The 25,312-nt window shown below is 62.6% G+C and carries 27 protein-coding genes, 1 tRNA gene and 1 riboswitch; of the genes, 8 read left to right on the top strand and 20 right to left on the bottom strand.

The window, feature by feature from the left end:
* Positions 1-20: 20 nt before the first annotated feature.
* The 5 genes from GJW30_RS02455 to GJW30_RS02435 all read right to left on the bottom strand — a co-directional run bounded on the left by GJW30_RS02455 (position 21) and on the right by GJW30_RS02435 (position 5,176).
* Positions 21-713 (bottom strand): pyrimidine 5'-nucleotidase, encoded by a 693-nt coding sequence (locus GJW30_RS02455; RefSeq protein ID WP_096351203.1) that lies wholly within the window; start codon positions 711-713, stop codon positions 21-23.
* Positions 714-914: 201 nt separating this feature from the next.
* Positions 915-2,078 (bottom strand): acyl-CoA dehydrogenase family protein, encoded by a 1,164-nt coding sequence (locus GJW30_RS02450; RefSeq protein ID WP_096351200.1) that lies wholly within the window; start codon positions 2,076-2,078, stop codon positions 915-917.
* A gap of 12 nt (positions 2,079-2,090) precedes the next feature.
* Complete coding sequence (locus GJW30_RS02445) at positions 2,091-3,152, bottom strand: acyl-CoA dehydrogenase family protein (protein ID WP_096351197.1); 1,062 nt, start codon at positions 3,150-3,152, stop codon at positions 2,091-2,093.
* Positions 3,153-3,274: 122 nt separating this feature from the next.
* Positions 3,275-4,450 carry a CaiB/BaiF CoA transferase family protein gene (locus GJW30_RS02440; protein ID WP_096351194.1) on the bottom strand — a complete coding sequence of 392 codons (1,176 nt, stop codon included), beginning with the start codon at positions 4,448-4,450 and terminating at the stop codon, positions 3,275-3,277.
* A gap of 27 nt (positions 4,451-4,477) precedes the next feature.
* Positions 4,478-5,176 carry a haloacid dehalogenase type II gene (locus tag GJW30_RS02435; protein WP_197703762.1) on the bottom strand — a complete coding sequence of 233 codons (699 nt, stop codon included), beginning with the start codon at positions 5,174-5,176 and terminating at the stop codon, positions 4,478-4,480.
* A 124-nt stretch (positions 5,177-5,300) separates the two neighbouring features.
* On the opposite strand from GJW30_RS02435, the gene GJW30_RS02430 reads away from it, so the two are divergent.
* Positions 5,301-5,885 (top strand): hypothetical protein, encoded by a 585-nt coding sequence (locus GJW30_RS02430; protein ID WP_096351188.1) that lies wholly within the window; start codon positions 5,301-5,303, stop codon positions 5,883-5,885.
* Here GJW30_RS02430 and GJW30_RS02425 read toward each other — a convergent pair.
* Together GJW30_RS02425 and GJW30_RS02420 are read right to left on the bottom strand one after the other, a co-directional pair.
* Positions 5,869-6,429 (bottom strand): hypothetical protein, encoded by a 561-nt coding sequence (locus GJW30_RS02425; protein ID WP_096351186.1) that lies wholly within the window; start codon positions 6,427-6,429, stop codon positions 5,869-5,871. The two genes, GJW30_RS02430 and GJW30_RS02425, sit on opposite strands and share 17 nt — an antisense overlap.
* A 14-nt stretch (positions 6,430-6,443) precedes the next feature.
* A tRNA-Gly gene (locus GJW30_RS02420) sits at positions 6,444-6,517 on the bottom strand.
* A gap of 183 nt (positions 6,518-6,700) precedes the next feature.
* Between GJW30_RS02420 and GJW30_RS02415 the strand changes: the two genes are divergently transcribed.
* Positions 6,701-7,507, top strand: a complete 807-nt coding sequence (locus GJW30_RS02415) for an ion transporter (RefSeq protein WP_096358613.1) — start codon at positions 6,701-6,703, stop codon at positions 7,505-7,507.
* 116 nt (positions 7,508-7,623) lie between these two features.
* Entirely contained in the window at positions 7,624-8,442 is an 819-nt protein-coding gene (locus GJW30_RS02410) for an ion transporter (RefSeq protein ID WP_096351184.1), read from the top strand.
* 48 nt (positions 8,443-8,490) lie between these two features.
* On the opposite strand, the gene GJW30_RS02405 is transcribed toward GJW30_RS02410, so the two are convergent.
* On the bottom strand, positions 8,491-9,546 hold the full coding sequence (locus GJW30_RS02405; RefSeq protein WP_197703797.1) for a 2'-deoxycytidine 5'-triphosphate deaminase: 1,056 nt from the start codon (positions 9,544-9,546) through the stop codon (positions 8,491-8,493).
* Between the two features lie 230 nt (positions 9,547-9,776).
* Positions 9,777-9,855, top strand: a riboswitch (SAM riboswitch).
* 61 nt (positions 9,856-9,916) lie between these two features.
* Here GJW30_RS02405 and GJW30_RS02400 point away from each other — a divergent pair.
* Entirely contained in the window at positions 9,917-11,089 is a 1,173-nt protein-coding gene (locus tag GJW30_RS02400) for an O-succinylhomoserine sulfhydrylase (RefSeq protein WP_096351180.1), read from the top strand.
* On the opposite strand, the gene GJW30_RS02395 is transcribed toward GJW30_RS02400, so the two are convergent.
* From GJW30_RS02395 to GJW30_RS02375, 5 genes are read right to left on the bottom strand one after another with little or no spacing between them, the layout of a single operon-like run.
* On the bottom strand, positions 11,090-11,497 hold the full coding sequence (locus GJW30_RS02395) for a type II toxin-antitoxin system VapC family toxin (protein ID WP_096351177.1): 408 nt from the start codon (positions 11,495-11,497) through the stop codon (positions 11,090-11,092).
* Positions 11,494-11,739, bottom strand: coding sequence for an antitoxin (locus GJW30_RS02390; RefSeq protein WP_096351175.1), 246 nt, complete (start codon positions 11,737-11,739; stop codon positions 11,494-11,496). The genes GJW30_RS02395 and GJW30_RS02390 overlap by 4 nt, the downstream gene beginning before the upstream one ends.
* Before the next feature lie 59 nt (positions 11,740-11,798).
* Complete coding sequence (locus GJW30_RS02385) at positions 11,799-12,575, bottom strand: SGNH/GDSL hydrolase family protein (protein WP_096351173.1); 777 nt, start codon at positions 12,573-12,575, stop codon at positions 11,799-11,801.
* A complete protein-coding gene (locus GJW30_RS02380) occupies positions 12,572-13,321 on the bottom strand; it encodes an SGNH/GDSL hydrolase family protein (protein WP_096351171.1) in 750 nt (249 codons plus the stop codon). The genes GJW30_RS02385 and GJW30_RS02380 overlap by 4 nt, the downstream gene beginning before the upstream one ends.
* Entirely contained in the window at positions 13,318-14,517 is a 1,200-nt protein-coding gene (locus GJW30_RS02375) for an OpgC domain-containing protein (protein ID WP_245408629.1), read from the bottom strand. The genes GJW30_RS02380 and GJW30_RS02375 overlap by 4 nt, the downstream gene beginning before the upstream one ends.
* A 119-nt stretch (positions 14,518-14,636) precedes the next feature.
* On the opposite strand from GJW30_RS02375, the gene apaG reads away from it, so the two are divergent.
* From apaG to GJW30_RS02355, 4 genes are all read left to right on the top strand, one after another.
* Positions 14,637-15,029 carry a Co2+/Mg2+ efflux protein ApaG gene (apaG, locus tag GJW30_RS02370; protein ID WP_096351168.1) on the top strand — a complete coding sequence of 131 codons (393 nt, stop codon included), beginning with the start codon at positions 14,637-14,639 and terminating at the stop codon, positions 15,027-15,029.
* Between the two features lie 245 nt (positions 15,030-15,274).
* Positions 15,275-15,976, top strand: a complete 702-nt coding sequence (locus GJW30_RS02365; RefSeq protein ID WP_096351167.1) for a CoA transferase subunit A — start codon at positions 15,275-15,277, stop codon at positions 15,974-15,976.
* A 12-nt stretch (positions 15,977-15,988) separates the two neighbouring features.
* A complete protein-coding gene (locus GJW30_RS02360; protein ID WP_096351165.1) occupies positions 15,989-16,639 on the top strand; it encodes a CoA transferase subunit B in 651 nt (216 codons plus the stop codon).
* 170 nt (positions 16,640-16,809) lie between these two features.
* Complete coding sequence (locus GJW30_RS02355) at positions 16,810-18,735, top strand: AsmA family protein (protein WP_096351162.1); 1,926 nt, start codon at positions 16,810-16,812, stop codon at positions 18,733-18,735.
* On the opposite strand, the gene GJW30_RS02350 is transcribed toward GJW30_RS02355, so the two are convergent.
* The 7 genes from GJW30_RS02350 to glpD are packed head-to-tail and all read right to left on the bottom strand — an operon-like array spanning position 18,732 to position 25,273.
* Entirely contained in the window at positions 18,732-19,511 is a 780-nt protein-coding gene (locus GJW30_RS02350; protein WP_096358612.1) for an ABC transporter permease, read from the bottom strand. The two genes, GJW30_RS02355 and GJW30_RS02350, sit on opposite strands and share 4 nt — an antisense overlap.
* Before the next feature lie 2 nt (positions 19,512-19,513).
* Positions 19,514-20,479: an ABC transporter permease gene (locus GJW30_RS02345; protein ID WP_096351159.1), complete on the bottom strand. Its 966-nt coding sequence runs from the start codon at positions 20,477-20,479 to the stop codon at positions 19,514-19,516.
* Positions 20,480-20,481: 2 nt separating this feature from the next.
* Positions 20,482-21,561, bottom strand: a complete 1,080-nt coding sequence (locus GJW30_RS02340; RefSeq protein WP_096351157.1) for an ABC transporter ATP-binding protein — start codon at positions 21,559-21,561, stop codon at positions 20,482-20,484.
* A 10-nt stretch (positions 21,562-21,571) separates the two neighbouring features.
* A complete protein-coding gene (locus GJW30_RS02335) occupies positions 21,572-21,985 on the bottom strand; it encodes a hypothetical protein (RefSeq protein ID WP_096351154.1) in 414 nt (137 codons plus the stop codon).
* The gene (locus tag GJW30_RS02330; RefSeq protein ID WP_096351151.1) at positions 21,982-22,233 is read right to left on the bottom strand and encodes a type II toxin-antitoxin system prevent-host-death family antitoxin; all 252 of its coding nucleotides are present in this window, start codon (positions 22,231-22,233) and stop codon (positions 21,982-21,984) included. The genes GJW30_RS02335 and GJW30_RS02330 overlap by 4 nt, the downstream gene beginning before the upstream one ends.
* A gap of 54 nt (positions 22,234-22,287) precedes the next feature.
* Positions 22,288-23,784, bottom strand: a complete 1,497-nt coding sequence (glpK, locus tag GJW30_RS02325) for a glycerol kinase GlpK (RefSeq protein ID WP_096351148.1) — start codon at positions 23,782-23,784, stop codon at positions 22,288-22,290.
* Position 23,785: 1 nt separating this feature from the next.
* Positions 23,786-25,273 (bottom strand): glycerol-3-phosphate dehydrogenase, encoded by a 1,488-nt coding sequence (gene glpD / locus GJW30_RS02320; RefSeq protein WP_096351145.1) that lies wholly within the window; start codon positions 25,271-25,273, stop codon positions 23,786-23,788.
* Positions 25,274-25,312: the final 39 nt, after the last annotated feature.

Below are 25,312 nucleotides of genomic sequence, written 5' to 3'. Positions count from 1 at the left end.
GCACCGTCAATCCGGCGGGTTTAACGCAGCGCGACGAGGAAGCCGGTGAGATCGTCGGTGACGTGATCGACGTAAGGCTCGCCGCGGCCCTCCATTTCCCAATCCTGCCGCAAGACTTCGCGCGTGCCGTCCGGCACCACGAGCGTCGTCACCATGCCGAGTTCGTGCGGCACCGTGAGATTGCGCGCGAGATCTTCGAACATCGCGGCGCTCTTCGGCTCGACGCCGTGCAGCTTGAGAAACTTGTCGTAGGTCTGTTTCGCGGGCTTAGGCTCGAGATCGGCCGCAACGATGTCGAACACGTCTTCGAAGTGGGTGTGGATATCGAGCTTCTTGGTGATCGCGTCGGCATGCGCGCGTGTGCCGTTGGTGAGGATCAGTTTGCGGCCCGGCAGTTTTTCGATCGCGGCGCCAAGTTCGGGATTCGGCTTGAGCGGCGAGTGATCGATAAGATGAACGTAGGCGAGATAGTCGTCGGCTTCCATGCCGTGCTCGGTCATCAGGCCGCGCATCGTGGTGCCGTAGCGCTTGTAGTAGTCCTTTTGGACGCGGAACGCCTCTTCCTTCGAGACCTTCAGATACTCCGACACGTAGCTGCGAATGCGATCGTCAACCTGTTGCCAGAGGTTGAGATGATGCGAGTACAGCGTGTTGTCGAGGTCGAACACCCAAGTGTCGACGTGGTCGAAAGAGCGCGCAGGTTTTTCGGACATGCGCGGCTTTTAGCGATGTGCCGGGATGCGATCAACACATTCGGCTGTCATCCCGGACGGCGAAGGAATGCGCAACGCGCAGACCGAGCCGAGCCGGGATCCATATTCCCAGTGCTTATCGTTGATACTGGGGATTATGGATCCCGGCTCGCACTCTGCGCTTCGCGCATCGCTTGGCCGGGATGACAGCTGAGATTGGGGCTACCGCAACCCCAACCCGCGCGCGATGATGCCGCGCAACACCTCGGTGGTGCCGCCCTGGATCGTCAGCTTCGGCGCCGTCGCGGTGGCGTAGATCAGCTGCTCTTCCAGCGTTGCGCGGTTGGTGGCTTCGCCTTCCGAAAAGGCCGCGAGATCGCGCACTTTGTGCGGCAGCTTCTGTTCCCAGATCGTGCCGAGGTCTTTCACCAGCGAGCCCTCAACCACCGGCTCCTTGCCGGCTTGCAGCATGCCGTTCACAGAGACCGACATGCGGCGCAGCGTGTGCAGCTGCGCGACGAGGCGGCCGAGGCCTTCGGCGCCGCGCGTATCTGGCTCGGGGCCGAGCGTGCGGATCAGTTCGGTGAGGACGTAGGACGTCTCGAGGAAACGCTCCGGGCCGGAGCGTTCGTAAGCGAGTTCGCTAGTCGCCTGCTTCCAGGCGCCGTCGACTTCGCCGAGCACGTGATCGTCCGGCACGAACAGGTCTTCGAACACGACTTCGTTGAAGTCGCCGCGGCCGGTCATCTGGCCGATCGGGCTCACTTTAATTCCCGGGCTGTTCTTCATGTCGATGAGAAATTGCGTCAGACCGTGGCGGCGGTTTTCCTTGGTCGGTGCCGACGTGCGGAAGAGGCCGATCATGTAATCGGCGACATGCGCGTAGCTGGTCCAGATCTTCGTGCCGTTGATCTTGTAGCCGCCGTCGACCTTCGTCGCCTTGGAACGCGCCGCGAAGAGATCGGAGCCGGAACCCGGCTCGCTCATGCCGATCGCGAAGAGACATTCGCCCGCGCAAATGCGCGGCAGGATATTCATCTTGATGTCTTCGGGCGCGTATTTGAGCAGGATCGGGCCGCTCTGGCGGTCCGCGATGAAGTGGTACCAAATCGGCGCGTGCACGGCGCGCAGCTCTTCGGTGACGACGTAGCGCTCCAGGAAGGTGCGCTCGTGGCCTCCATATTTCTTCGGCCACGTCATGCCGAGCCAGCCCTTGGCGCCGAGGCGTTTGGAGAATTCCTTGTCGGCTTGATCGCCGATCAGGCCGTTCGACGGATCGATGGTGCCGCTGCGGATTTCCTCGGCGATGAACTGGCGCACTTCGGCGCGCAGCGCTTCGCATTCGGGCGGCAGGCGGATCGGATCGAAGTTGAGTGCGGATGACATCGTCTTCTCTCCTTACCGGGACGCCAGCAGCGGCCAGAACGCATCGGCCCCGCGTGCGGCAACGCGGCGGCCGAGTTCGACCGCCCAGTAGCTTTCCGAACCGAAATCGTCGCGCCAGCCGAGCATGCGCAACGTGAAGCGATGCAGAATGTGTTCGTCGGTAAATCCGATCGCGCCGTGCACTTGGTGTGCGATGGCGGCGCTCTCCTGGGCGGCCTCCGATGTGCGAATCTTCGCGGAGGCTGCTTCGAGGTAGATCTCTTCGTCGAACGCGTCCGCGTTGCTGATTGCGTCGGCGGCGGAGCTTGCCGCCGTCATCGCGGCGGCGACTTCACCGGCCAGGCGCGCGAGATTGTGTTGAATCGCCTGAAATTTCGCGAGCGGCTTCTCGAACGCGATGCGCTCGTTGGCGTAGCGCACCGAGATATCGAGGATGCGCTGCAACGCGCCGGCGGTCTGCTGCGCGCGCACGGCGGCGCCCATCAGCATCAGCGCGGTCTGATCGAATTCGCCGGCCGGATGCGCGATCTCTTTCGGCATCACGCGATCGAGCACGATGTTGTCGGCGGGATCGCGCGCGAGGCTGCGCGCTTCGGTGAGCTGGCACTTGTCGGTCTCGACGAGCGCGATCGAGACGCCGCCTTTGCCGGTCGCCAGCACGGCGAGATGTTTGGTCTCGCGCGCGAAGGGCACCGTCTGCGCGCGACCAGAGAGCGTGCCGTCGGCGTTGACCGTGATCGTGTCGTTCGGCCGGCACGGGATGACGCTCATCGCGCCTTGCGGCGAAGCGATTTTCGCGCGCGACAGAAGCCAACCGGCGAGCAGCGTTTCGGCGAGCGGGATCGGCGTTGCGAAACGCCCGGCGACGTCGAGCACTTCGAAGCCTTCGGCAAGGCTCGTTCCGGCGCCGCCGAGATCGTCCGGCACCCAGGCGAGCGTGAGCACGGATTCTTCCAGCGTCTGCCAGAGGGCGGGACGCCACTTTTCCGCCGGCGCCTTGTTGATGGTTTGCGGATCGGCCAGATCGGCGAAGATTTTCTCCGCTGTTTCGGCGACGATGCTTCTCTCTGCCACGCGCGTTTCCTTATCTCTTTCCGGCTGTTCTAGCGCAGCGAAGAGAAAGCCGAAACGCTTTTACGTCATGTGCTTATGCGCAAATTGCGGGCGGAGTTCCGGTGGGTGGCACAGACGGTGCGCTAAACGATCCCCTTCGCACGCAGGCCCGCGATCTTCGCCTTGTCGTAGCCGATCTCGGACAAGATCTCGTCGGTATGTTCGCCCTTTTCGGGCGTCGCAGAGCGGATGCTCGACGGCGTGCGCGACAGCTTCATGCCCTGGCTGACTAGCGTCTGTTTGCCGAGCCGCGGGTGCTCGACATCGACAGCCATGCCGAGATGCTTCACCTGCGGGTCCGCGAAGACGTCGTTCATCTTGTAAATCGGCCCTGTGGGTACACCGGCCTCATTGAGCAGCTCGATCCATTCGGCGCTGGTTTTGTGCTTCGTCTTCTCGGCGATCGAAGCGTTGAGGGCATGGCGATTGGCCGAGCGCGATGCATCGTCCTTGTAATCCGGGTTGTCGAAGAGTTCCGGCGCGCCGATCGCGTCGGCGAGGCGCTTGAACATGATCTTGCCGGCGGCCGCGATGTTGATGAAGCCGTCCTTCGTCTCGAACACGCCGGTCGGGATCGAGGTCGGGTGGTCGTTGCCGGCCTGCGGCGGCACCTTGCCGTCGATGAGCCAACGCGTCGCCTGGAAGTCGAGCAGGTTGACCTGCGCCTGCAGCAGCGACGATTGCACCCACTGGCCTTGTCCGGAGACCTCACGCTCGAGCAACGCGATGAGGATGCCCATCGCGCAGAAGATTCCGGCGCCGAGATCGGCGATCGGGAGGCCGGCGCGCACCGGGCCCTGCTCAGGCAGACCCGTGATCCACATAATGCCGCCCATGCCTTGCGCGATTTGGTCGAAGCCGGGGCGTTTCGCATACGGCCCATCCTGGCCGAAGCCGGAGACCGAGCCGTAGACGATGCGCGGGTTGATCTTCTTCAGCGTCTCGTAATCGATCTTGAGGCGGTGCTTTACGTCGGCGCGGTAGTTCTCGACAACGACGTCTGCATTCTTGGCGAGTTCGTAGAAGACTTCGCGGCCAGCCTCTTCTTTAAGGTTCAGCGTGATCGCGCGCTTGTTGCGGTGGAGGTTCTGGAAGTCCGACCCGTCGCGGCTGCCGAGCATGTCGCCGGCTTCGTCCGGCATCTCAACCTTGATGACCTCGGCGCCCCAATCGGCAAGCACGCGCACGGCGGTCGGGCCGGCGCGCACGCGGGTGAGATCGAGAACCTTGAAACGCGAAAGAGGAAGCAGAGACGTCATGACGTGCCTTCTCGTGTGGACGTTTGTTCAGCAGCTAAGCTGCGTGGCGAGGTCGGCGAGATCGCTGCCCGCGTAGTCGACTTTCGTCGCGGGCTTCGTCTCGCCCTTGCCAGGGCCGTGCTCGTTCGGGCGGCCGATGAAGCCGGTCTTGAGACCTTGCTCGGCGGCGGCGGCGAGATCGCTCGAATGCGCCGCGACCATCATCACTTCGCCGGGCGTGAGATTAAATGCGTCGCACGAGGCGAGATAAACGATCGGCTTCGGCTTGTAGTCGCGTGCGACGTCGGAACCGAGGATGGCATCCCACCAGATATCGTTGCGGCGCGCGAGATCGGCCATCAGCGCGATGTTGCCGTTCGAGCAGGGCGCGAGCAGAAATTTCTTGCGCAGACGGCGCAGCGCTTCCGGCACTTCGGGCCACGCGTCGAGCCGGTGCCACGCGTTGTTGAGATGCCGCAGCGTCTCTTCGGGAAGCGGCTTCACGTCATGGCGCGGTAGGATGTAATCGAGATTGATGCGGTGGAGCGTGTCGAGCTTGGAGAACGGAATGCGGCCGGAGCGCACCTCCTCCATCGTCGGCTGATAGCGCCCGCGCCATGCATCCGCGAAGGCGTCCCAATCGAGTTTGTAGCCGAGCGGTTCGAGCACGAGGCGCGACTCGCGCGCGATCGAAGAACGCCAATCGACCAGCGTGCCGAACACGTCGAAAATCAGAGCTTTGACCATGGTTTCCATCCCTTATCGGCCTATCATGCTCAGGCGCGATGGCGACAGGCAAGCCGTGTCCGGATTTCGATGCGGTTTCCGTTTCCTCAGATGAAGCCGAATTTCCGGCTGAGGAAACAGAGCCATGAAAATCTACATGAAGTCCTTCAAATGCTATCGCGACACCAGCGAAGTTGATTCCGACGAGCCGTATGTCCTCGTCTTTGCAGCCGATCGCGAAAACCTGAAAGCCAACACCACGCTTTACGGCCGTTGGGGCAACACCGACTCGGGCGACACCGGCCGTACCGGCATGGTGTTCGCCGGACCCGGCGGCGCGCCGCTGATCCCGCCGGAGAATTTCTGGAACGACGAGATGCCGAACCCTGAACACGTCATCTTCCTTGCCGCGTTGATGGAAAACGACAATGGCAATCCGGGCGCCGTTCGCGCTGGCCTGAATGGGATGTTGTACGCCGACTTCGTGGCCGCTCTCGGCGTCAATCGACTGGAAGTTCCGCGCGAAACGGTGGTCGCTCGCCTGAAGAAAACGATGCTGGAGGCTTTGACGGGGCCGATCGCGATCGGAATTCCGAATAAGGACGATTTGATCGACGTGCAGGTAGTCGATGTTCGCAACGCTGCGCGACGCGGCGGTACCACCGTCGTCTCGACGCAGATGCGCGGCGACGGTGGCCACTATGAACTGTTTTTCAATGTCGTGAACTGATGCGCTGGCACGAGATGCTTTCAGCCGGAGGTCTTCGATCTCCGGCTGTTTGCAACATCAGCCCGGCAATTGGCGCGCGCAGGTGTCGAGCGATTTCAGAATATTTTCGATCTGACCGAAATCGAACGCCAATGCGGCTTTCGGTGTCGGTGAACAAACGCACGCGCAGGACGCGGTCGTTTTTCATCTCGGCGATCAGCTCTTTCGGCAGTGGCTCCTTCGCCTCGACGAGGTATGTGTCGGCGGCGTCGCCGGTCATCACGGTGCCGAGATTGGGGCCGACGCGGATTTCGACTCGCTCGCCGGCTTTGAAGACGCCCGGCCAAGCGAACACCTGTAGCTTTGCGGGCTGGCCGCGGCGCTGGCGTAGCGAAACCGATGCGTAAGGCGAGGCATTCCATTCCTCGAGCGGCCGATTGAAGGCCGCGCAGGCGCTGGAACTTCCGATGACATGCCAATGATCGTGCCGCTCTTGGAACGCCGCGGCCGGCTCGGCGGCCGTCAGCGCGGCGAGCAAAACGAAAGCAGCGACGCGGGCGAGCATAGCGGCCTCCAGTTTGGAGCGGGCGAAGGGAATCGAACCCTCGTATGCAGCTTGGGAAGCTGCCGTTCTACCATTGAACTACGCCCGCGTTCGGCGATTTGATACCGGTTCCGGGCCCCGATGTCACGCGCCCAGCGGTTGCCGGGCTGCGCCACGCGCCGGTCATTCTTCCGCCCAATGCTTCTATGATGGGCTTGTCGGAATGCGGTGCGGCATGGCAAATCCCGCGCGCCGATATGGCAGAGGTTTTTCCGAAGATGATGCTTTCAACATGACCTGGCTGAAGAAATTCGTCGAGGATCCGCGCACGGATCGCCTGATCATGGCGCTGATCGTGCTCAACGCGGTGACGTTCGGGCTCGAGACCTCGAAGCGCATCGTCGCGACCTGGGGGCCGACGCTCGATTTCATCGACAACGTCATCCTGGCGGTGTTCGTGCTGGAACTCGCGGCGCGGATGATCGTCCAGCGCGGAAAGTTCTTCAAAGACGGCTGGAATATCTTCGACTTCGTCGTCGTCGGCGTTGCGCTGATGCCGTCGACGCAAGCCTTCTCGGTGCTGCGCGCGCTGCGCATCCTGCGGGTGCTGCGTCTCATCACGGCGGTGCCGACATTGCGCCGCGTCGTCGACGGGCTGATCGCGTCGCTGCCCGGCATGGGGTCGATCGCGCTGCTGATCGGGCTGATCTACTACGTCTCGGCCGTGATGGCCGTGAACCTCTACGGTCACGATTTCCCGGAGCTATTCGGCTCGCTGCCGAAGTCGCTGTTCACGTTGTTTACGATCATGACGTTGGAGGGCTGGGTCGAGGGCGTCGTCAAGCCGATTATGGATAAGTACCCCTACGCGTGGGCGTTCTTTATCCCGTTCATCATCGCGACGACCTTCACGGTGCTGAACTTGTTCATCGGTGTCATCGTCTCGACGATGCAGGAGCTGCACGAGAAGGCTGCGCGGGCGGAGCTCAAAGCCGAGCGTGAACTCGTGCAGGACGAGACCGAGCCGCTATTGGCCGAGGTGCGGGCGCTGCGGCGGGAGATCGCCGAGCTGAAAAAGGCCGTCACGAAACCCGAATAGGCAATCGGCAGTCGGGCTTCGGCAGTTGGAAGCGCGGCTAAACGCCGCGATAACGCGATCGCGATTTTTGCTACTGCCTACTGCCGATTGGCTACTGCCACTTGCAGGAATCCCGCATGGACATGCTCCACCGCATCATCAAGTCGCCGATCACCGAGCGTGTGATCATGGCGTTGATCATTCTCAACGCCGTCACGCTCGGCCTCGAAACATCGAAAACCGTGACGGACAATTGGGGCTGGCTGCTCCACATCGTCGATCGGATCGTCATCACGGTGTTCGTCGTCGAGCTGCTCGGGCGTATCGCGATCCAGCGCCTCGCCTTCTTCAAGGATGGCTGGAACATCTTCGACTTCCTCGTCGTCGGCATCACGCTGATCCCAGTGCAGGCGACCGACTCATTCACGGTGCTCCGTGCCTTGCGCGTGCTGCGTCTGATGCGGCTCATCACGATCGTGCCGTCGCTGCGGCGGGTTGTCGGCGGCCTGATAGCGGCTTTGCCCGGCATGGGCTCGATCGTGCTGCTGATCGGGCTCATCTATTACGTCTGCGCCGTGATGGCCGTGAACCTCTTCGGCGAAGACTTTCCGGAGCTGTTCGGTACGCTCGGCGCGTCGCTGTTCACGCTGTTCGCCGTGATGACGCTGGAAGGCTGGGTCGACGGCGTCGTCAAACCCGTGATGGTGAAATTCCCGTACGCATGGACGTTCTTCATTCCGTTCATCATCGGCACGACATTCACGATCCTCAATCTGTTTATCGGCATCATCGTCAATGCGATGCAGACCGAGCACGAGAAAGAACAGAAGGAAGAGCGCGCCGCCGAGCGCGACATGCTGCACGACGAAACTGGTCCGATGATGCGCGAACTCGTCGCGATGCGTCAGGAGATCGCGGCGCTGCGGAAAGAAGTCACGAGCGGCAGTAGGCAGTAGGCAGTAGGCAGTGTTTCGACTGCCCACTGCCTACGCCCGACTGCCCTTCTACCGAAAATGCTTCGAGAGCTTCAGGCTCTGCGCCTGATAGTTCGAGCCGATGCCTTGCCCATAAAGCCGTGATGGCGCGGCTAGCATCGACTCGTAGACGAGGCGGCCGACGATCTGCCCGTGTTCGAGAATGAACGGCACTTCGTGCGAGCGCACTTCGAGAACCGCGCGTGCGCCGCCGCCGCCCGCGCCGGCATGGCCGAAGCCGGGATCGAAGAAGCCCGCATAGTGCACACGGAATTCGCCGACCAGCGGATCGAACGGCACCATCTCGGCGGCGTAACCGGGCGGAACCTGCACGGCCTCTTTCGACGCAAGAATGTAGAACTCGTTCGGATCAAGGATCAGCGCGCGCGATTTGTGCGCTTCAAGCGGCTCCCAGAAATCCGCGACCGATTGTCCGTCGCGCAGATCGACGTCGATGACGCTGGTGTGGCGCTTGGCGCGGTAGCCGACGATTTTGCTGTTACCGGATGTGAAGCCGGAGAGATCGACCGACACCGCGACGCCGTTGGTGAGATCGGCGTCCGCCGTGTTCACCAGCCGCTCGCGCGCGTGCAATTCCTTGAGCGCCACCGCATCGAGCGCGGCCGAGCCGCGGCGGAAACGGATTTGCGAGAGACGCGAGCCCTTGCGCAGCAGCACCGGGAATGTGCGCGGCGAAATCTCCGCATAGAGCGGGCCGTGATAGCCGGCTTCGATCTGGTCGAAAGCGCGGGCGTTGTCGGCGATGACGCGCGTGAAAACGTCGATGCGCCCCGTCGAGCTTTTCGGGTTGGTCGAGGCGGCGATATCCTTCGGCAGCGCCAGGCTCTCCTGCAGCGGCACGAGATAGACGCAGCCGGTTTCCAGCACCGCGCCGCCTTCAAGCGATATTTCGTGCAGCTTGAGCGCGTGGATGCGCTCCGCGACGGTCGCGCGCTGCGGCAGAAAGCTGGCGCGCATCCGGTAAGCGACATCGCCGAGGCGGAGGTCGAGACTGGCGGGCTGGACCTGATCGGCGGCGAACGGCGCGGCTTTGATCGCCCGCGCTTCGGCAAGCGCGTGGATCATCTGGTCCGGCAGGATGCCGGCGTCGGTCGGCGCGAAGTTCAGGCTCACGCGGCTGGTCCCTGGTGCATAAGCCTTCTTAGAGAGGGCGAAACCCGTGATCAATCAATGCCGGGCCCGCTCCCTGAGTTGTCCGGAGATTTCCGATCGGGTCCGCCCGGACGGAATGGGAGACCTGCAAATCGTTCTTTTTAGCGAACGAAATGCTTGACGGAGCGGATTCTGGCGGCTACGAAATTGCCCGTGGTCATTTGAGCCGGCCGGCTTGCAGCCACTTAAAACAAATCGCTAAAGGGCCGGGGTTTTGATGACCCGGCGCCAACACGCCGGGATTTTATTTGCCCGGCTCGGGAAGTCGGGAAGGAAATTGCCGATGGCTTATCGTTCGGAAACGCGCCTCGTTCACGGCGGCACTTTGCGCTCCCAGTTCGGCGAGAATTCCGAAGCCCTCTTCCTCACCCAGGGCTTCGTCTACGACACGGCCGAGCAATGCGAGGCGCGGTTCAACAATTCCGAGCCCGGCTTCATCTATGCGCGCTTCTCCAACCCGACCGTCTCGATGTTCGAGCAGCGCATGGCCGCGTTCGAAGGCGCCGAGGCCGCGCGCGCGACCGCGAGCGGCATGGCTGCCGTGACCGCCTCGCTGATGGGGCAGGTGAAGGCCGGCGATCACGTCGTCGCGGCGAAAGCGTTGTTCGGCTCGTGTCGCTACGTCGTCGAAGAATTGCTGCCGCGCTTCGGCGTCGAGTCGACTTTGGTCGACGGTGCCGATCTCGCGCAGTGGCGCGATGCGATGCGGCCGAATACCAAGACGTGCTTCCTGGAGACGCCGACGAACCCGACGCTCGAAGTCTACGACATCGCCGAGATCGCGAAGATCGCGCATGCGGGCGGCGCGACACTCGTTATCGACAACGTGTTCGCGACGCCGATGTATCAGCATCCGCTCGCGCTCGGTGCCGACTGCGTCGTTTATTCGGCGACGAAACATATCGACGGACAAGGCCGCGTGCTCGGCGGTATCGTGCTCGCGTCGGAGAAGTTCATCACCGACAACGTGCATCAGTTTCTGCGGCAGACCGGTCCGTCGCTCTCGCCGTTCAATGCGTGGGTGATGCTGAAATCGCTGGAGACGATGCCGCTCCGCGTCGAGAAGCAAACGTCGAACGCGGCCGCCGTGGCTGACAAACTTGCGGGCCACAAGAAGCTCAAGCGCTTGATCTATCCGGGCCGAGCCGATCATCCGCAGGCCGCGACGATCAAGAAGCAGATGGAAGGCGGATCGAACCTGATCGCGTTCGAACTCGACGCCGACAAGGCAGGTACGTTCCGCTTCCTCAACGCGCTCAAGCTCATCCGCATCTCGAACAATCTCGGCGATGCGAAGAGCCTCATCACGCATCCGTCGACGACGACGCATCAGCGTCTCACGGTACCGCAGCGTCTCGAACTCGGGATTACGGATGGGCTGGTGCGTCTGTCGTGCGGGTTAGAGCACAAAGACGATCTTGCGGAGGATCTCTTCGCGGCGCTGGAGCAGGTTTAGTCAGCGCAGCCAATTTTCGATGTTTAGTCCGCGAACGGTTCGAAACTCTCGTTCGTTTGCGGTGACCAATGGGACACCGAGGGAACGTGCATGTGCAGCGATCCAAAGATCGTTAGGGCCGATGTTTCGTCCTGTTCGCTCGGCGTCGGTTCTGATCTCGGCATATTCGCGATCAACCGGCGCAGTCAGTGGGAGTACATGTAGGCGGCTAAGCACACCTTCGACACGCTCGGTCAACCGCATTGATGCGCGCTTTGCGCAGCCGTACCTTAATTCGGCGGCCACGATGAGGCTTACACAAATGCCGTCCGCTCCGATCTCTGCCAGTCGTTGAGCGACACGACCCTGCGGGTTTTTGACGAGGTCAGAAACCGTATTCGTATCGAGAACGAATCGAGGAGCCGTCAAAGCTCTATATCCTTGAGCGGTAGCAGACTCTCGTCGACATCTGGAAAATCCTCATCGAGAGGTTCGAGTGTTGCCAGATAGGCAAGCAACCCAGACTTTTTCACCGGCTCGATGATCAGCTTGTCGCCGTCGCGCGTGATGATGGCCTCGTCTCCCGGGAGTTCGAACTCAACCGGAATCCGCACCGCTTGATTGCGGTTATTTCTGAAAAGTTTGACATGACGACTCTGGACATTTGCCATACACCTGTTTGGCATATGTCAAAGGCATATGTCAAGTATATGCTGATGTGCGTGCGCGCTTAGCGCACGCCTACAGGCACTTTCGCCATCGTGGGCGAGCGGATCGCGTCGACGATCGAGGTTGCCATCAGCTTGGCGACGCAGGCGTAGCTCCAATCGTTCATGTGGAGCTGGTCGTCCGACAGCGTCTGCTCGAACGTAATGCCGGCATTCTCTTTCCAGTGACGCATGATCGCGAAGCGGCGGAAGAGGCCGACCTTCTGATCGCGCGCGTAGCGATGCAGCAGGGTGGTCATCTCGTCGAGATTCTTCTTGGCGAGAACTTTCGGCGAATACTGCGAGTCGATGAGGACGACGTCGGTGCCGGCAGCCTTCAGCTTGGCGAGACCGTCGAGAATGATCGTGGCCTGACCCGACACGGCGAGATCACGGAGCACCGCGTTGGTGCCGACCTGCCAGAGCACGAGATCGGGCTGACCGTCGAGCACGTCTTCCTGCATGCGCGCGACCATCTGCGCGGCTTCTTCGCCGTTGGCGCCGCGATTGATGACGGTGATCAGCGCTTTCGGAAACTGCTGACGCAGCTGCATCTCGAGCTGCGCCGGATACGAATGCTCCGGGCTCGATGCGCCGGCGCCCGCGGTCGACGACGAGCCGAGCGCGACGATGACGACAGGCTCGCCCGACGCCAGCGCGAGCGCGGTGCGCGTCAGCGGCTGATCGAGCGTGAGCATTTCATGCGGCGCCTGACACGGCGGCGATACTGTCTCGGCTGGGGCTTGGGACGACACGACGGTCAGACCAATGGCCAGCGAAAGCACCCAGCGAAACGTCATTGACGGCTGAACCCTGTTTTTGTTGGCTTTGCTGTATCAACAATCAGGTCGACCAGCAACTTGCCGAAGCATTCATGCACGCGTTCCGCGAGCTTGCCTTTGTCGGCGCCGTGCGCGGTAAAATCGAACGTTCCCTGCTCACTCCAGTACTTCATCGCTGAGAGACGATCGAACAACGGGACGTCGGCTTCGCGCGCGGCGGAGCGCATCACCTCGGCATAAGCCGGGATGTTGATCATCGACTCGGTGCGCGGCGAATATTGCTGATTGATCAGGATGACGTCGCCGCCGGCAGCCTTCACGGCTGCGATGCCTTCATCGAGCGCGGCGCGGAACTGATCCTGATCGACGTTCTTCATCGCATCGAAGATGCCGGTCTGCCAAAGCACGAGCGTTGGTTTGCGGAGCGCGACAAGCTCCTTGAGCTGCGTGGCCATGTCGGTGGTGAGTTTGGCCAGCGCGATCTCGAGCGTCACCGAAACGTTGGCCTTCGGGAGCTTGGCTTTCAGCGCAGCTTCGAAGCGCGCCGGATAAGCATTCTTCGCGCCTTCGGTACCCGGCAGCGTTGAGGAGCGCGTGCCGAAAATCAGCACGTTCAGGTTGCCGCTCTTGATCGCTTTCGCGGTCTGCGGGAGAGCGCCTTCAACCTTGGTGATGTATTCGGGGACGGCGCATGGGTCGTCGGCGGCGCCAAGTGGGGTCGCGAACAGAAATAGAGCCGCTGCAAGTCCAGCGATACGCATCATGCTGCCTCGCCCCCCGCGAGACTGGCGCCTGCCTTTGGTGGCTTTTGTCCGGGGCGCCGTCCTTCTATCACCTTATACCACCTCAAGAGGGCAGAAACCGCAACCATTATTAAGATACCCACTACACTTAAGGTTACCTGCATCGATATCCTGTTCGAGAACTCGGTCAGGATGAAGTGCGCCGTGAACGCCAAGAACACCCCGAGACAGAAGATCTCCAGCGAATGTTGCCCGCACAAAATGGCCGGGCGGAGCAGGGGCGATTTCAGCCCCGGCCAGGTGATCGGGATCAAACGGACAGTGATCACGGCGAGTGCCATGAAGTGGCACAACCGCAAGATATCGAGGTTCGTCTTATCGATCGGGTAGATGCGGTTGAACAACCACCTGGGGATGTAGCCTGCCAAGTTGGGCAGGTGCCACGTCAGCGTGATCGCGAAACCGAAGATTACATAGGCGACCGCAACCAGGAGTACTAGTCGCGACCGCAATATCCAATTTAGCGTCTGTTTGCCCGCAATCGCGCACCAGGCGCCTAAGACGAACAGCACCTGCCAGGCGAAGGGATTGAAATACCAGCCGCCCGATGGATAGGCCGGGAAGTTGATGTCGACACGCTGTACGATCACCCACATCACGATGCTGCCGATGAGCGCAAACCAAGGTGCGCGCTGCAGTATCCAGAGCACCAGCGGCAAGGTGAGCAGCAGTACGACGTAGAGCGGCAGCACGTCCATGTTGGCGGGCTTGAACTTCAACAGCAGCGCTTGCAGCAACGTGACGTCCGGCTGCTGCAAGAACTCGAGGATGTTCATTTCTTCTGCGTAGAGCGGGTTCTTGAAGCTCGCACCGATATACGCAATCTCCGCCATGAAGATGACGAACAGAAACATGTGCGCGATGTAGACGGTCCAGGCGCGCCGCCAGATGCGCGCGGTCGCGACCACCGGGCCTCGTTCCAGCATCGCCTTGCCGTAGACGAAGGCCGCCGTATAGCCCGAGATGAAGACGAAGATCTCGGTCGCGTCCGAGAAGCCGTAATTTCGGATCGTGATCCAGGCGACGATGTTCGACGGAATGTGATCGAGGAAAATCAGCCAGAGCGCGAGGCCACGAAACAAGTCGAGCCGCAGGTCGCGCTCGGCCGCGACGGCCGGAGACCCTGACAACGTTGCGGTTTTGACCGGCGCGTTCATCTGCATGCGGTCCGGAGACTAGCCGATCCGGCGCCGCATTGCGCGTGTCCGCTGCGCTTGTCTGTGGAGATTGCGGCGCGCCGCGTTTTCTTCCACCATGAGCCAACCCCTGGATTCATATGTATCGCGCCGAAACCCGAAGCATCGAAGTCAAAGTCACGCCGAAATACGTGCCCGAACGCTCGTCGTCCGAGAAGGGTTACTATTTTTGGGCCTATACGATCGCGATTGCCAATCACGGACGCGAGACCGTGCAGCTCAAGACGCGGCATTGGCGAATCACGGACGCCAACGGCAAGACGCAGGAGGTGCGTGGCGCCGGCGTCGTCGGCGAGGAACCCGTCCTCGCACCGGGTGAATCCTATGAATACACAAGCGGCGTGCCGCTCGCGACGCCGTCCGGCTTCATGGTCGGAACTTACGGCATGGTCAGCGATATCGGCGAGACGTTCGATATCGCGGTTCCGGCCTTCTCGCTCGATGCGACGGAAGGGCGGCGGGTGGTGAATTAGCCTCATCCCGGGCATTTTCGATCGTCATTGCGAGGAGCGTCAGCGCGCAGCGCATCGACGCGACGAAGCAATCCAGCTCTTTGTCTAAAAACTGGATTGCCACGTCGCCGCTGCGCGGCTCCTCGCAATGACGGATCCGTTGGGAAACTCCTTGATCCGGGCCTGCCGCATCGCATAGTTTGCAGCGCAAAATCGCGGCCGCTCAGAAGCCGCTATCGTTCGGTTTTCCTCGGAGATCATTGAGCATGAAGAAGGTTTTCCCCGACGCGCGGGCCGCACTCGCGGATCGGCTCAAGGACGGCATGCTGATCATGGCGGGCGGGTTCGGCCTCTGCGGTATTCCGGAGAGCCTCATTCTCGCGATCCGCGACTCCGGCGTAAAGAGCCTGACGCTGGTCTCCAACAATGCGGGCGTCGACGGCAAGGGCCTCGGCATTCTGCTCGAGACCAAGCAGGTGAAGAAGATGATCTCGTCCTATGTCGGCGAGAACAAGACCTTCGCGCAGCAATATCTCGCCAAGGAACTCGAGATCGAATTCAACCCGCAGGGCACGCTGGCCGAGCGCATTCGCGCGGGCGGCGCCGGCATTCCGGCTTTCTTCACGCGCACGGGCGCCGGCACGCTGATCGCCGAAGGCAAAGAGCAGCGCGAATTCGACGGCGATCTGTTCGTCATGGAGCGCGGCATCGTCGCCGACCTCTCAATCGTCCACGCCTGGAAGGGCGACACCGAGGGCAACCTCGTCTACCGCAAAACCGCGCGCAACTTTAACCCAATGATGGCGACGGCCTCGAAGTTCACGGTGGCCGAGGTCGAGAATCTCGTCGAGCCGGGGCAGATCGATCCCGACCACATCATCACGCCGGGCGTTTACGTGAAGCGCATCATCCACGTGCCGAATGCGCCCAAGCACATCGAACAGCGCACCGTGCGCAAGCGCGCTTAAGGGAGACACAGCATGGCCTGGACCCGCGAACAGATGGCCGCCCGCGCCGCCAAGGAATTGCGCGATGGCTTCTACGTCAATCTCGGCATCGGCATTCCGACGCTGGTGTCGAACTACATTCCGGACGGCATGAGCGTTCAGCTGCAGAGCGAGAACGGCATGCTCGGCTTCGGCCCGTTCCCGTACGAGGGTGACGAAGATCCGGACCTCATCAACGCCGGCAAGCAGACGATCACCGAGATCCCGACGACGAGCTATTTCTCCTCGTCGGATAGCTTCGCGATGATCCGCGGCGGCCATATCGATCTGTCGATCCTGGGCGCCATGCAGGTCGCCCAGAACGGCGATCTCGCCAACTGGATGATCCCCGGCAAGATGGTGAAGGGCATGGGCGGCGCGATGGATCTCGTCGCCGGCGTCAAGAAAGTCGTCGTGGTCATGGAGCACGAGGCGAAGGGCGAGTCGAAGCTGTTGAAATCGTGCAACCTTCCGCTCACCGGCGCCGGCGTCGTCGATTTGGTGATCACCGATCTCGGTGTTTTCACGATCGACAAGAAAGGCTCGGGCGGCCTCACGCTGACGGAACTCGCCGACGGCGTCACACTCGACGAGATCAAGCAGAAGACCGAAGCGGCCTTCAGCGTCGCGGCCGGGGTCGCCTAACGGCCACGAAACGAGGCGGTGGCCTTGAAAGCGTCACAGACGCTTTACATGGTGCCGCCAGTTCATTCGGGGGACGCGCGGAGGCTCACTCCGCTTATGCGATGATACTCGAATCGCGGACCTGACCTGCTTGGCGGAGCGGATCAGCTCCTTACTGGAAGCTTCAGTCGTTGACGCGTACACGCGGTCTCAAACGTTTAGCCGTTGGCGCTTGCCTGGCCGTGCTCGTCGCGGTCGGTGCAGTGCTCGTGGTGCCGGGCATGCTGCGCACCGAGGCGGTGCGCGCCGCATTGCGCGCCGAGATCAAGCTCGCGACGGGGCTCGATCCTGAGTTGCGCGGTGGTTCCGCGCTGTCGGCTTTTCCGTCGAGCGCCGTCACATTCGACGATGTCGTCCTACGTTTGCGTCCAGGTGACTCGCCGCTTGTCGCCGCGCCGCGCCTGACCGCTCACTTGCGCTTCTTGCCGCTGCTGGTCGGCCGCGTCGACATTTCCGAAATCATTCTGACGCAGCCACAGGTGACGATCCAATTCGACGACCACGGTTCGTCCAACTGGTCGGCGGCGTTGCATGCGGTGCGCGCCAACCTTGCGCCGAATGGGCCGGAGCGTGCGCGGCCGATTGGTTTCTCGGCCATTCGTCTTGTCGACGGCACGATCGAAATCCGCAATCCGTCGCGGACGAAGATCGAAACGCTCGCCGATGTCGAGGCATCGCTCGCATGGCCGTCGATTTCGCGCAGCTTCGGCGCCACCGGTAGCTTCTCGTGGCGTGGCGAGCGGCTCGACGGCAGCCTTTCGGTCGCCGACTTCCACGCGGCGCTGGCGGGCGATCGGTCCGGGGCGAAGCTTCGGCTTAGCGGCGCGCCGTTTAAATTCGCCTTCGACGGTCAAGTCGGTCACAAGCCGGTGCTGAAAATCGATGGCACGCTTGCGGCCGACGCCACCTCGTTGCGCAAGGTTGTCGCTTGGGCGGGTCAGAGGGCGCTGCCGGGTAGCGGCTTCGAGCGCTTCTCGATGAAGGCGCAGACGAGTGTGCTCGGTGCGACCGTCGCGCTCTCCAACGTCAATCTCGAACTCGACGGCAATGCCGCGGAAGGCGTCCTGACCTTCACGGGCGATCAGCGTAAGACGCTGCAGGGCACGCTCGCCGCCGGGGAAGTCAATCTCACGCCTTACATCGCCGGTTTGCGTTTCAACGATCCGACCGAGCGCGAGTGGAATCCCGCGCCGATCGCGCTCGATGGTTTCGAGTCGTTCGACTTCGATCTCCGTCTCTCGGCGTCGAATGCCACTTTGGGTCCACATCGCGCCGGCCGCTCGGCGCTTGGCGCGACGTTGCGTGGCGGCCAGCTCAATCTCTCGATCGGCGAAGCGCAGGCCTTCGGCGGCATGCTGCGCGGTCAGATCGCGCTTGGGAAATCAGCGCAGGGCGCCGACATGAAGGCGCAGCTCGCCTTCGAGGACGTCGACGTTGAGAGCACGCTGTCGTCGCTGTTCGGCATCCGCCGGCTGTCCGGTCGTGGCGACATGCAGATGGCGCTCGAAGGGCACGGCGCGAGCGTTGCCGATCTCGTACATACGCTCAGCGGCGATGCATCGCTCGCCGCGCAACGCGGCGCGATCTCGGGCCTCAACGTCGAGCAGTTGCTGCGCCGTCTCGAGCGCCGCCCGCTCTCAGGTGCGGGCGATTTCCGCAGCGGGCGGACCCCGTTCGAGAAGCTCGACGTGAAACTCAAGATCGCGAACGGAATGATCGAAGCAGAACAGGTTGTCATCGACAGCGGCAGCGTGCGCACCGCGATGGACGGCACCGCATCGATCCCGGAACGCGTCGTCGCGCTCAAGGGCATTGCGAGTCTCGCGGTCGCACGCGAAGCGCATTTCGAGCTTCCGTTTGTCGTGCGCGGACGCTGGAGCGATCCGAGCCTGGTGCCGGACATTCAGCGTTTGATGGAGCGTTCCGGCGCGGCTGCGCCGTTGTTCGATGCCGCGCGCGGCGGCCGCGCGCGAGAAGCGGTGCGCTCAGCGATCGAGCAGATGCGTAGCGGCACGGATGCGCCGGCAACGGCTCCGCCCGCAGCTTCTCCGCGCTAAGCTTCGCGCCGCCGCGTCAGCCACGAGAAGGCGACGAGCGCCACCGCGACGAACAAGATCATCAGCGTACAAATCGCGTTGATCTCCGGCTTCACGCCGAGGCGCACGTCCGAATAAATCCGGATCGGCAACGTGGTGACGCCCGAACCCGCGAAGCTCGCCAGCACGAAATCATCGAGTGACAGTGTGAACGCCAAGATCCAGGCCGCTGCGATGGCAGGCCAGATCAGCGGCAGCGTGATGACGAAGAAGGTGCGGATCGGCGGGCAGCCGAGATCGACGGCCGCCTCTTCGACGCTGCGATCGAAGCTGACGAGACGTGACTGCACGATCAGCGCGGCAAAACACATCGTCACCGTCGTGTGCGCGATGGTCACGGTCCAGAAGCCACGGCCGAGATCGATGGCAACGAACAACAGCAGCAGCGCCAGGCCCGTGATGACTTCCGGCATCACGATCGGCGCGTAGATGAGCGCGGCGAATCCCGTGCGGCCGCGGAAGTATCCGCTTCGCACCAGCGCGATGGCGGCGAGCGTTCCCAGTACGGTCGCAATGGATGCGGATACGAAGGCGATGCGGAGCGAGAGCCATGCGGCCTCGACCAGCGGGCTGTCGTTGAACAGGGCCGCGTACCAGCGCAGCGACCATCCGCCCCAAACGCTGACGAGGCGCGAGGCGTTGAACGAATAGATGATGAGGATCGCGATCGGCAGATAAAGGAACGCGAGGCCCAGCGAGAGCGAGACGATGTTGAAGCGCGAGAGACCGTGCCGCATCGTCATTGCTCGTTCGGTGCGGGGCGCGCGAAGGCGCCTTGCCGCCGGCCGCCGCGGTCATCCGCGAGGGCGCGACCTTGCAGGCGCTGGTAGTAGACGATCGGCAAGATCAACAGCACCAGCATGACGATGGCGAGCGCGGACGCGAGCGGCCAATCGCGATTTTGGAAGAACTCGCTCCACAGCGTCTGCCCGATCATTTGCGACGATGACGGGCCGAGCAGATCCGGGATGACGAATTCGCCGACGATCGGGATGAAGCAGAGCAGCGCGCCCGCGACGACGCCCGGCGTCGAGAGCGGGAAGGTCACCCGCCAGAAAATCTTCCACGGCGCTGCGCCAAGATCGGCAGCGGCCTCGCGCAATGCCGGATCGATGCGCTCGAGGCTGGCGAAGAGCGGCAGGATCATGAACGGCAGATATGAGTAGACGATGCCGAGGAAGAGGGCGCTGTCGCTGGCGAGCCAGGCGATGGGCTCGTTGGTGATCCGCAACGCCATCAGGAATTGGTTGAGCAATCCGTCGCGCTGCAGGATGTTGATCCACGCGTAGACGCGAATGAGAAACGCCGTCCAGAACGGCAGCACAATCAGCATCAGCAGGACGCCTTGCATCCGCTTCGGCGCGCGCGACATGGCATAGGCGATCGGATAGGCGATCAGCAGCAGGATCACGGTCGAGATGGCGGCGACGCCGAGGCTGCGCAGATAGGTCGATGCATAAAGCGTGTCGCGAAACAGCGACGCATAATTGTCGAGCGTGAAGCCTTGGATGAAAGCGAGAGCGCCGTCGACGCCGGCGCGAATGTCGAAAACCGGCGTGTAGGGCGGCTGTGCGATGGCAGACTGCGAGATGCTGAGCTTCAGCACGATCAGCGTCGGCAGCGCGAAGAAGACGACAAGCCACAGCAGCGGCAACAGCGCGGCGCGGGATACTCTTCGCTTTTCCTCGGGCGCGGCGCTCGCCATCGTCAGCGCTCCAGGACGATCGCGGCATCGAGCGCGAACGACACCCACACGGCGTCGCCGATCGCAAAGCGCGGCATCTTGCCTTGGTTGGCGAGCGCGATGGTCATCAGGCGATCGCCGGTGCGCACGCGATAGTGCGTCGAGTCGCCGAGATAGCCGATTTCCACCAGCGTGCCTTGCATCGCGTTGATCGCCTTGCCGGGCGGATTGTCGATGGTAAGGCGCAGCTTCTCGGGCCGGATCGCGATCGACACCGGTGTGCCTTGTGCCACACGATTCGGATGTTCGATGCGGTAATAGCCGGCGGGTCCGCAATCGATCTGCGAGCCGAGCGGGTCGATGCGCGCGATCACGCCCTCGATGAGATTCACGTTGCCGATGAAGCTTGCGACATAGCGCGAGACCGGGCGGTCGTAAATTTCCTCCGGCGTACCGATTTGCGCGATCTGGCCGTGATCCATCACGGCCATGCGCTGCGCCATCATCATCGCTTCTTCCTGGTCGTGCGTGACGATTACGAAGGTGGTGCCGAGTTCGCGATGCAGCCGCACAAGCTGACTTTGCGTCTCTTCGCGCAGCTTCTTGTCGAGCGCGGCGAGCGGTTCGTCGAGCAGCAGCACCTTCGGGCGTTTGACGAGCGCACGAGCGAGGGCGACACGCTGGCGCTGGCCGCCCGAGAGCTGATGCGGTTTGCGGTCGCCGAGGCCGTCGAGCTGGACGAGCGACAGCGCTGCCGCGACGCGTTCGCGGACCGCGGATGACGGGACGTCCTCCTGCCGCAACCCGAACGCGACATTGCGCGTGACGTTCATGTGCGGGAAGAGCGCGTAGCTTTGGAACATCATGTTGACGGGCCGGCGATGCGGCGGCTGCGTCAAGGCTTTGCCGTCGAGCGTTATCGTGCCGGCATCGGGTTCTTCGAAGCCCGCGATCATGCGCAGCAGGGTCGACTTGCCACAGCCGGAGGGGCCGAGTAGCGCGAAGAACTCGCCTTGCGCGATGTCGAGAGACAGATTGTCGATGGCCGTGAAGGCGCCGAAGCGCCGGCTGACGCGATCGATATGGAGGAAGTCGGACGACATGGTGCGGCGTTCAGCCTCGACGAGATACGCCGCGTGTTTCGCCGGCGCGCGCGATGAATTGCTTCATGAGGGGGAGGAAGAAGGCTTTGCTGAATCGACCGAGTGGTGGCGTAGGCTCAAGATAGAAAGAGTGCCCGACGTTGTCGGTATTGTATTCGTCGAGAATGATCCAGAGGCGCATGCCGATATCGAGACCGGCGCGACGCTTTTCCGTCTCGGGAATCTCGGCTGCGAACCGGTCGCGATCGGGAGCGCGGCTCGTGATTGGGAACAACAGGATCGTATCGCCGTCGTTACGGCGGAGACGCACGCCGACGGCTGTCGGTCTCGGTTTGCGCCCTTCGGTCTCGCCGCGTTGTTGCTCGCGCGCCCACAGAAACGGGTAGACGATCACGACACCCGTCTGCAGGTCGGCGTAAGTCATCGGTCGTCGCCGTCTTGTTCGTAGTCGGCGACTGCCGTTTCGATTTCGTTCAGCAGCCCCTGGTCTATTGACGATAGCGTTCCGGCTTTGCGGCTGTCGCCGCGTTCGGTCAGCCTGCGATAGTCCTCGATGCTCAGCATCACGAGTCGCGGCTTGTTGCGCTGGGTAATCGTCACCGGATGGCGCAGTGCCTCGGCGATGATATCTCCGGATTTGCGGCTCAAATCGCTGGTGGTAAAACGGGTCATTCAGATTTCCTGTATTTCATGGAAAATACATGAAATACAGCAATAGGCAAGACTTTACCCCTGAGAGGTCAGCGTCCGTTGCACGGCATCCTGCCAGCCGGCGAGCTTGGCGCGGCGTTCGGTGACGTCCATCAGCGGCTGGAAGCGGCGGTCGAGCCGCCAGGAGGCCGCGAAGCCGTCGAGGTCGGGGCAAATTCCGGCTTTGAGGCCCGCGAGGTAAGCGGCGCCGAGGGCCGTCGTCTCCATGATGACCGGGCGGTCGACCGGTGCGGCCAGGATGTCGGAGAGGAACTGCATCGTCCAATCGCTGACCGTGAGCCCGCCATCGACGCGCAGCACCATGTTGGTCCCGCCGTCGGGCCAGTCGGCGCGCATCGCGTCAAGCAGATCGCGGGTCTGGTAGCCAACCGACTCCAGCGCGGCGCGGGCGATCTCATTCGGCCCGGTCTTGCGGCTAAGGCCGTAGAGGGCGCCGCGCGCATCCGGGTCCCACCACGGCGCGCCGAGACCGACGAAGGCCGGCACGAGATAGACGCGATCCTGCGGATCGGCCTTAGCGGCTTGGAGGTCGCTTTCGGGCGCCTGCTTGATCGATTTCAGGCCGTCGCGCAGCCACTGCACTGCGGCTCCGGCAACGAAGATGGCGCCTTCGATCGCGTAAGTGCGTTTGCCCTTGAGCTGATAGGCGACCGTCGTCAGCAACCGGTTGGTCGACATCACGGGCTTGTCGCCGGTGTTGAGCAGCGCGAAGCAGCCGGTGCCGTAGGTCGACTTCATCATGCCGGGGCGAAAGCAGCCCTGGCCGACCGTCGCGGCCTGCTGATCGCCCGCGATCCCGAGGATGCGGAAGCGATGATTGAAGAGGTCGCGGTCGGTCTCGCCGAAGTCGGCCGCGCTGTCCTTGACTTCCGGTAGTAGCGACGCCGGCACCTGAAAGAGACGCAGCAAGTCCGGGTCCCACGTGCCTTTATGGATGTCGTAGAGCAGCGTTCGGCTGGCGTTCGTCGCGTCGGTCGCATGCACTTTCCCGCCGGTCAGCCGCCAGAGCAGGAATGTATCGATTGTGCCGAAGGCGAGCTTGCCGGCGTCTGCCGCCGCGCGCGCACCCGGCACGTTGTCGAGCAGCCAGCGAATTTTTGTGCCGGAGAAGTATGAGTCGAGCAGCAGCCCGGTTTTGGCGCTGATCGCCGGCTCATGACCAGAGCGGCGCATGTTGGCGCAGATATCGGCTGTGCGGCGATCCTGCCAGACGATCGCGTTGTGAATCGGCCGCCCGGTATCGCGCTCCCAGATGACGGTCGTCTCGCGCTGGTTGGTGATGCCGATGCCGGCGATGTGGCGCGGCGAGATGTTGGCTTTGTGGATCGCGCTGCGCACCGTCTCGCGCACCGCGTACCAAATGTCTTCCGGGTCGTGTTCGACCCAACCGGACTTCGGAAAGATCTGCCGCAGCTCGATCTGGCTCGTCGCGATCGGCGCCAACGACTGATCGAACACGATCGCGCGTGTCGATGTCGTGCCTTGGTCGATCGCAACAAGATAGCTCGGCATATCAGCTCGCTGCTCGTCTCCCAGCCTCAGCCAACATGAAATCGGCCAAGGCGGATTTCTGCTCTTGCGTTTGGTGAAGTCCGAGTTTCGTGCGGCGCCAGAGAATGTCTTCCGGCTCGCTCGCCCACTCGGTGCGCATCAGGTAACGGACTTCGGCTTCGGTGATCAAGCCGCCGAATGCGCGGTCTTCGGTCGCGCCGTCGAGAACTTTCTCGGCACGCGTGCCGTAAGCGCGCGCGAGCCGCAGTGCATGCTGCTCGCCAAGAAACGGAAAGCGTTGGCGGAGCTGTGCGACGATCTGCGGCACACCGTCCCACGCGAAGTCGCCGCCCGGCAAATGTGACGCCGCGGTCCAGGCCTTCGTGGCCTTGGTATGATCCTCAAGCTTCTCGAGCGCCTCTTCGGCGAGGCGGCGATAGGTCGTGATTTTCCCGCCGTAGATTGAGAGCATCGGCGCGCCGCCCTTGTCGTCGAGCGCGAGGACGTAGTCGCGGGTTGCGTCTTTGGCTTTCGAAGCGCCGTCATCGTAGAGCGGCCGCACGCCGGAGAAGCGCCACACGACATCGCTCGGCGATACCGGCTTGCGGAAATAATCGCTCGCGAGCGCGCAGAGATATTTCACCTCATCATCGGAAGCCTGCGGACCGCCGGGATCGCCTTGGTAGTCGATGTCGGTGGTGCCGATCATCGTGAAAGCATGCTCGTAGGGGATCGTGAAGACGAGACGGCCGTCGGCATTCTGGAAGAAATACGCGCGGTCGTGATCGTAGAGGCGCGGCACGACGATGTGGCTGCCTTTGACGAGACGGATCGGCGCGGTCTCGTTGGCGCGGATGACATGTTGCACGACGTTCGCGACCCACGGACCCGCTGCATTGATGAGAATGCGCGCGGTCGCTTCCTCGCTGCGGGCGCCGGCGACAAGCGTCAGCCGCCAGTGGTCGGAGTGGCGCTCTGCATGCGTGCAGGCGGTGCGGGTGCGGATGCTGGCGCCGCGCTCCGAAGCATCGAGCGCGTTGAGCACGACGAGGCGCGCATCGTCGACCCAGCCGTCCGAATATTCGAAGGCTTTGACGTATTCGGGCTTCAGCGGTTTGCCGAGCGGGCTTGCCGTAAGATCGATCGTCGCGGTCGGCGGCAGGAGTTTGCGGCCGCCGAGGTGATCGTAGATGAAGAGACCGAGCCGCAATAGCCAGGCCGGGCGGATGCCTTTGTGATGCGGCAGCACGAAACGCATCGGGCGGATGAGGTGCGGCGCCATGCGCAGCAGCACCTCTCGCTCCATCAGCGCCTCGCGCACGAGGCGGAACGCATAATGTTCGAGGTAGCGAAGGCCGCCGTGGATCAGCTTGGTTGAGGCGGACGAGGTGGCGGACGCAAGATCGTTCTGCTCGACCAGCAGAACCTTCAGGCCACGGCCCGCCGCGTCGCGGGCGATTCCTGCGCCATTGATGCCGCCGCCGATGATTGCGAGATCGAAATCTGCCATTCCGGTCTTATGTCATTGCCCAAGCCATAGCGAAGCTTT

The organism is Variibacter gotjawalensis (assembly GCF_002355335.1).
GTDB classification, from domain to species: Bacteria; Pseudomonadota; Alphaproteobacteria; order Rhizobiales; family Xanthobacteraceae; genus Variibacter; species Variibacter gotjawalensis.
The sequence above is the reverse complement of the archived record's forward strand: the minus strand, read 5'-3'. Positions and strand labels throughout refer to the sequence as shown.

What these genes read in the sequence shown, in the direction of transcription:
- apaG (WP_096351168.1), top strand. Translation starts at nt 14,637, where the DNA reads ATGTATCGCGCCGAAACCCGAAGCATCGAAGTCAAAGTCACGCCGAAA.
- GJW30_RS02350 (WP_096358612.1), bottom strand. Translation starts at nt 19,511, where the DNA reads ATGCGGCACGGTCTCTCGCGCTTCAACATCGTCTCGCTCTCGCTGGGC.
- GJW30_RS02380 (WP_096351171.1), bottom strand. Translation starts at nt 13,321, where the DNA reads ATGATGCGTATCGCTGGACTTGCAGCGGCTCTATTTCTGTTCGCGACC.
- GJW30_RS02375 (WP_245408629.1), bottom strand. Translation starts at nt 14,517, where the DNA reads ATGAACGCGCCGGTCAAAACCGCAACGTTGTCAGGGTCTCCGGCCGTC.
- GJW30_RS02455 (WP_096351203.1), bottom strand. Translation starts at nt 713, where the DNA reads ATGTCCGAAAAACCTGCGCGCTCTTTCGACCACGTCGACACTTGGGTG.
- GJW30_RS02365 (WP_096351167.1), top strand. Translation starts at nt 15,275, where the DNA reads ATGAAGAAGGTTTTCCCCGACGCGCGGGCCGCACTCGCGGATCGGCTC.
- GJW30_RS02340 (WP_096351157.1), bottom strand. Translation starts at nt 21,561, where the DNA reads ATGTCGTCCGACTTCCTCCATATCGATCGCGTCAGCCGGCGCTTCGGC.
- GJW30_RS02450 (WP_096351200.1), bottom strand. Translation starts at nt 2,078, where the DNA reads ATGTCATCCGCACTCAACTTCGATCCGATCCGCCTGCCGCCCGAATGC.
- glpK (WP_096351148.1), bottom strand. Translation starts at nt 23,784, where the DNA reads ATGCCGAGCTATCTTGTTGCGATCGACCAAGGCACGACATCGACACGC.
- GJW30_RS02425 (WP_096351186.1), bottom strand. Translation starts at nt 6,429, where the DNA reads ATGCTCGCCCGCGTCGCTGCTTTCGTTTTGCTCGCCGCGCTGACGGCC.
- GJW30_RS02405 (WP_197703797.1), bottom strand. Translation starts at nt 9,546, where the DNA reads ATGATCCACGCGCTTGCCGAAGCGCGGGCGATCAAAGCCGCGCCGTTC.
- GJW30_RS02385 (WP_096351173.1), bottom strand. Translation starts at nt 12,575, where the DNA reads ATGACGTTTCGCTGGGTGCTTTCGCTGGCCATTGGTCTGACCGTCGTG.
- GJW30_RS02430 (WP_096351188.1), top strand. Translation starts at nt 5,301, where the DNA reads ATGAAAATCTACATGAAGTCCTTCAAATGCTATCGCGACACCAGCGAA.
- GJW30_RS02345 (WP_096351159.1), bottom strand. Translation starts at nt 20,479, where the DNA reads ATGGCGAGCGCCGCGCCCGAGGAAAAGCGAAGAGTATCCCGCGCCGCG.
- GJW30_RS02330 (WP_096351151.1), bottom strand. Translation starts at nt 22,233, where the DNA reads ATGACCCGTTTTACCACCAGCGATTTGAGCCGCAAATCCGGAGATATC.
- GJW30_RS02415 (WP_096358613.1), top strand. Translation starts at nt 6,701, where the DNA reads ATGACCTGGCTGAAGAAATTCGTCGAGGATCCGCGCACGGATCGCCTG.
- GJW30_RS02360 (WP_096351165.1), top strand. Translation starts at nt 15,989, where the DNA reads ATGGCCTGGACCCGCGAACAGATGGCCGCCCGCGCCGCCAAGGAATTG.
- GJW30_RS02435 (WP_197703762.1), bottom strand. Translation starts at nt 5,176, where the DNA reads ATGGTCAAAGCTCTGATTTTCGACGTGTTCGGCACGCTGGTCGATTGG.
- GJW30_RS02440 (WP_096351194.1), bottom strand. Translation starts at nt 4,450, where the DNA reads ATGACGTCTCTGCTTCCTCTTTCGCGTTTCAAGGTTCTCGATCTCACC.
- glpD (WP_096351145.1), bottom strand. Translation starts at nt 25,273, where the DNA reads ATGGCAGATTTCGATCTCGCAATCATCGGCGGCGGCATCAATGGCGCA.
- GJW30_RS02410 (WP_096351184.1), top strand. Translation starts at nt 7,624, where the DNA reads ATGGACATGCTCCACCGCATCATCAAGTCGCCGATCACCGAGCGTGTG.
- GJW30_RS02335 (WP_096351154.1), bottom strand. Translation starts at nt 21,985, where the DNA reads ATGACTTACGCCGACCTGCAGACGGGTGTCGTGATCGTCTACCCGTTT.
- GJW30_RS02390 (WP_096351175.1), bottom strand. Translation starts at nt 11,739, where the DNA reads ATGGCAAATGTCCAGAGTCGTCATGTCAAACTTTTCAGAAATAACCGC.
- GJW30_RS02400 (WP_096351180.1), top strand. Translation starts at nt 9,917, where the DNA reads ATGGCTTATCGTTCGGAAACGCGCCTCGTTCACGGCGGCACTTTGCGC.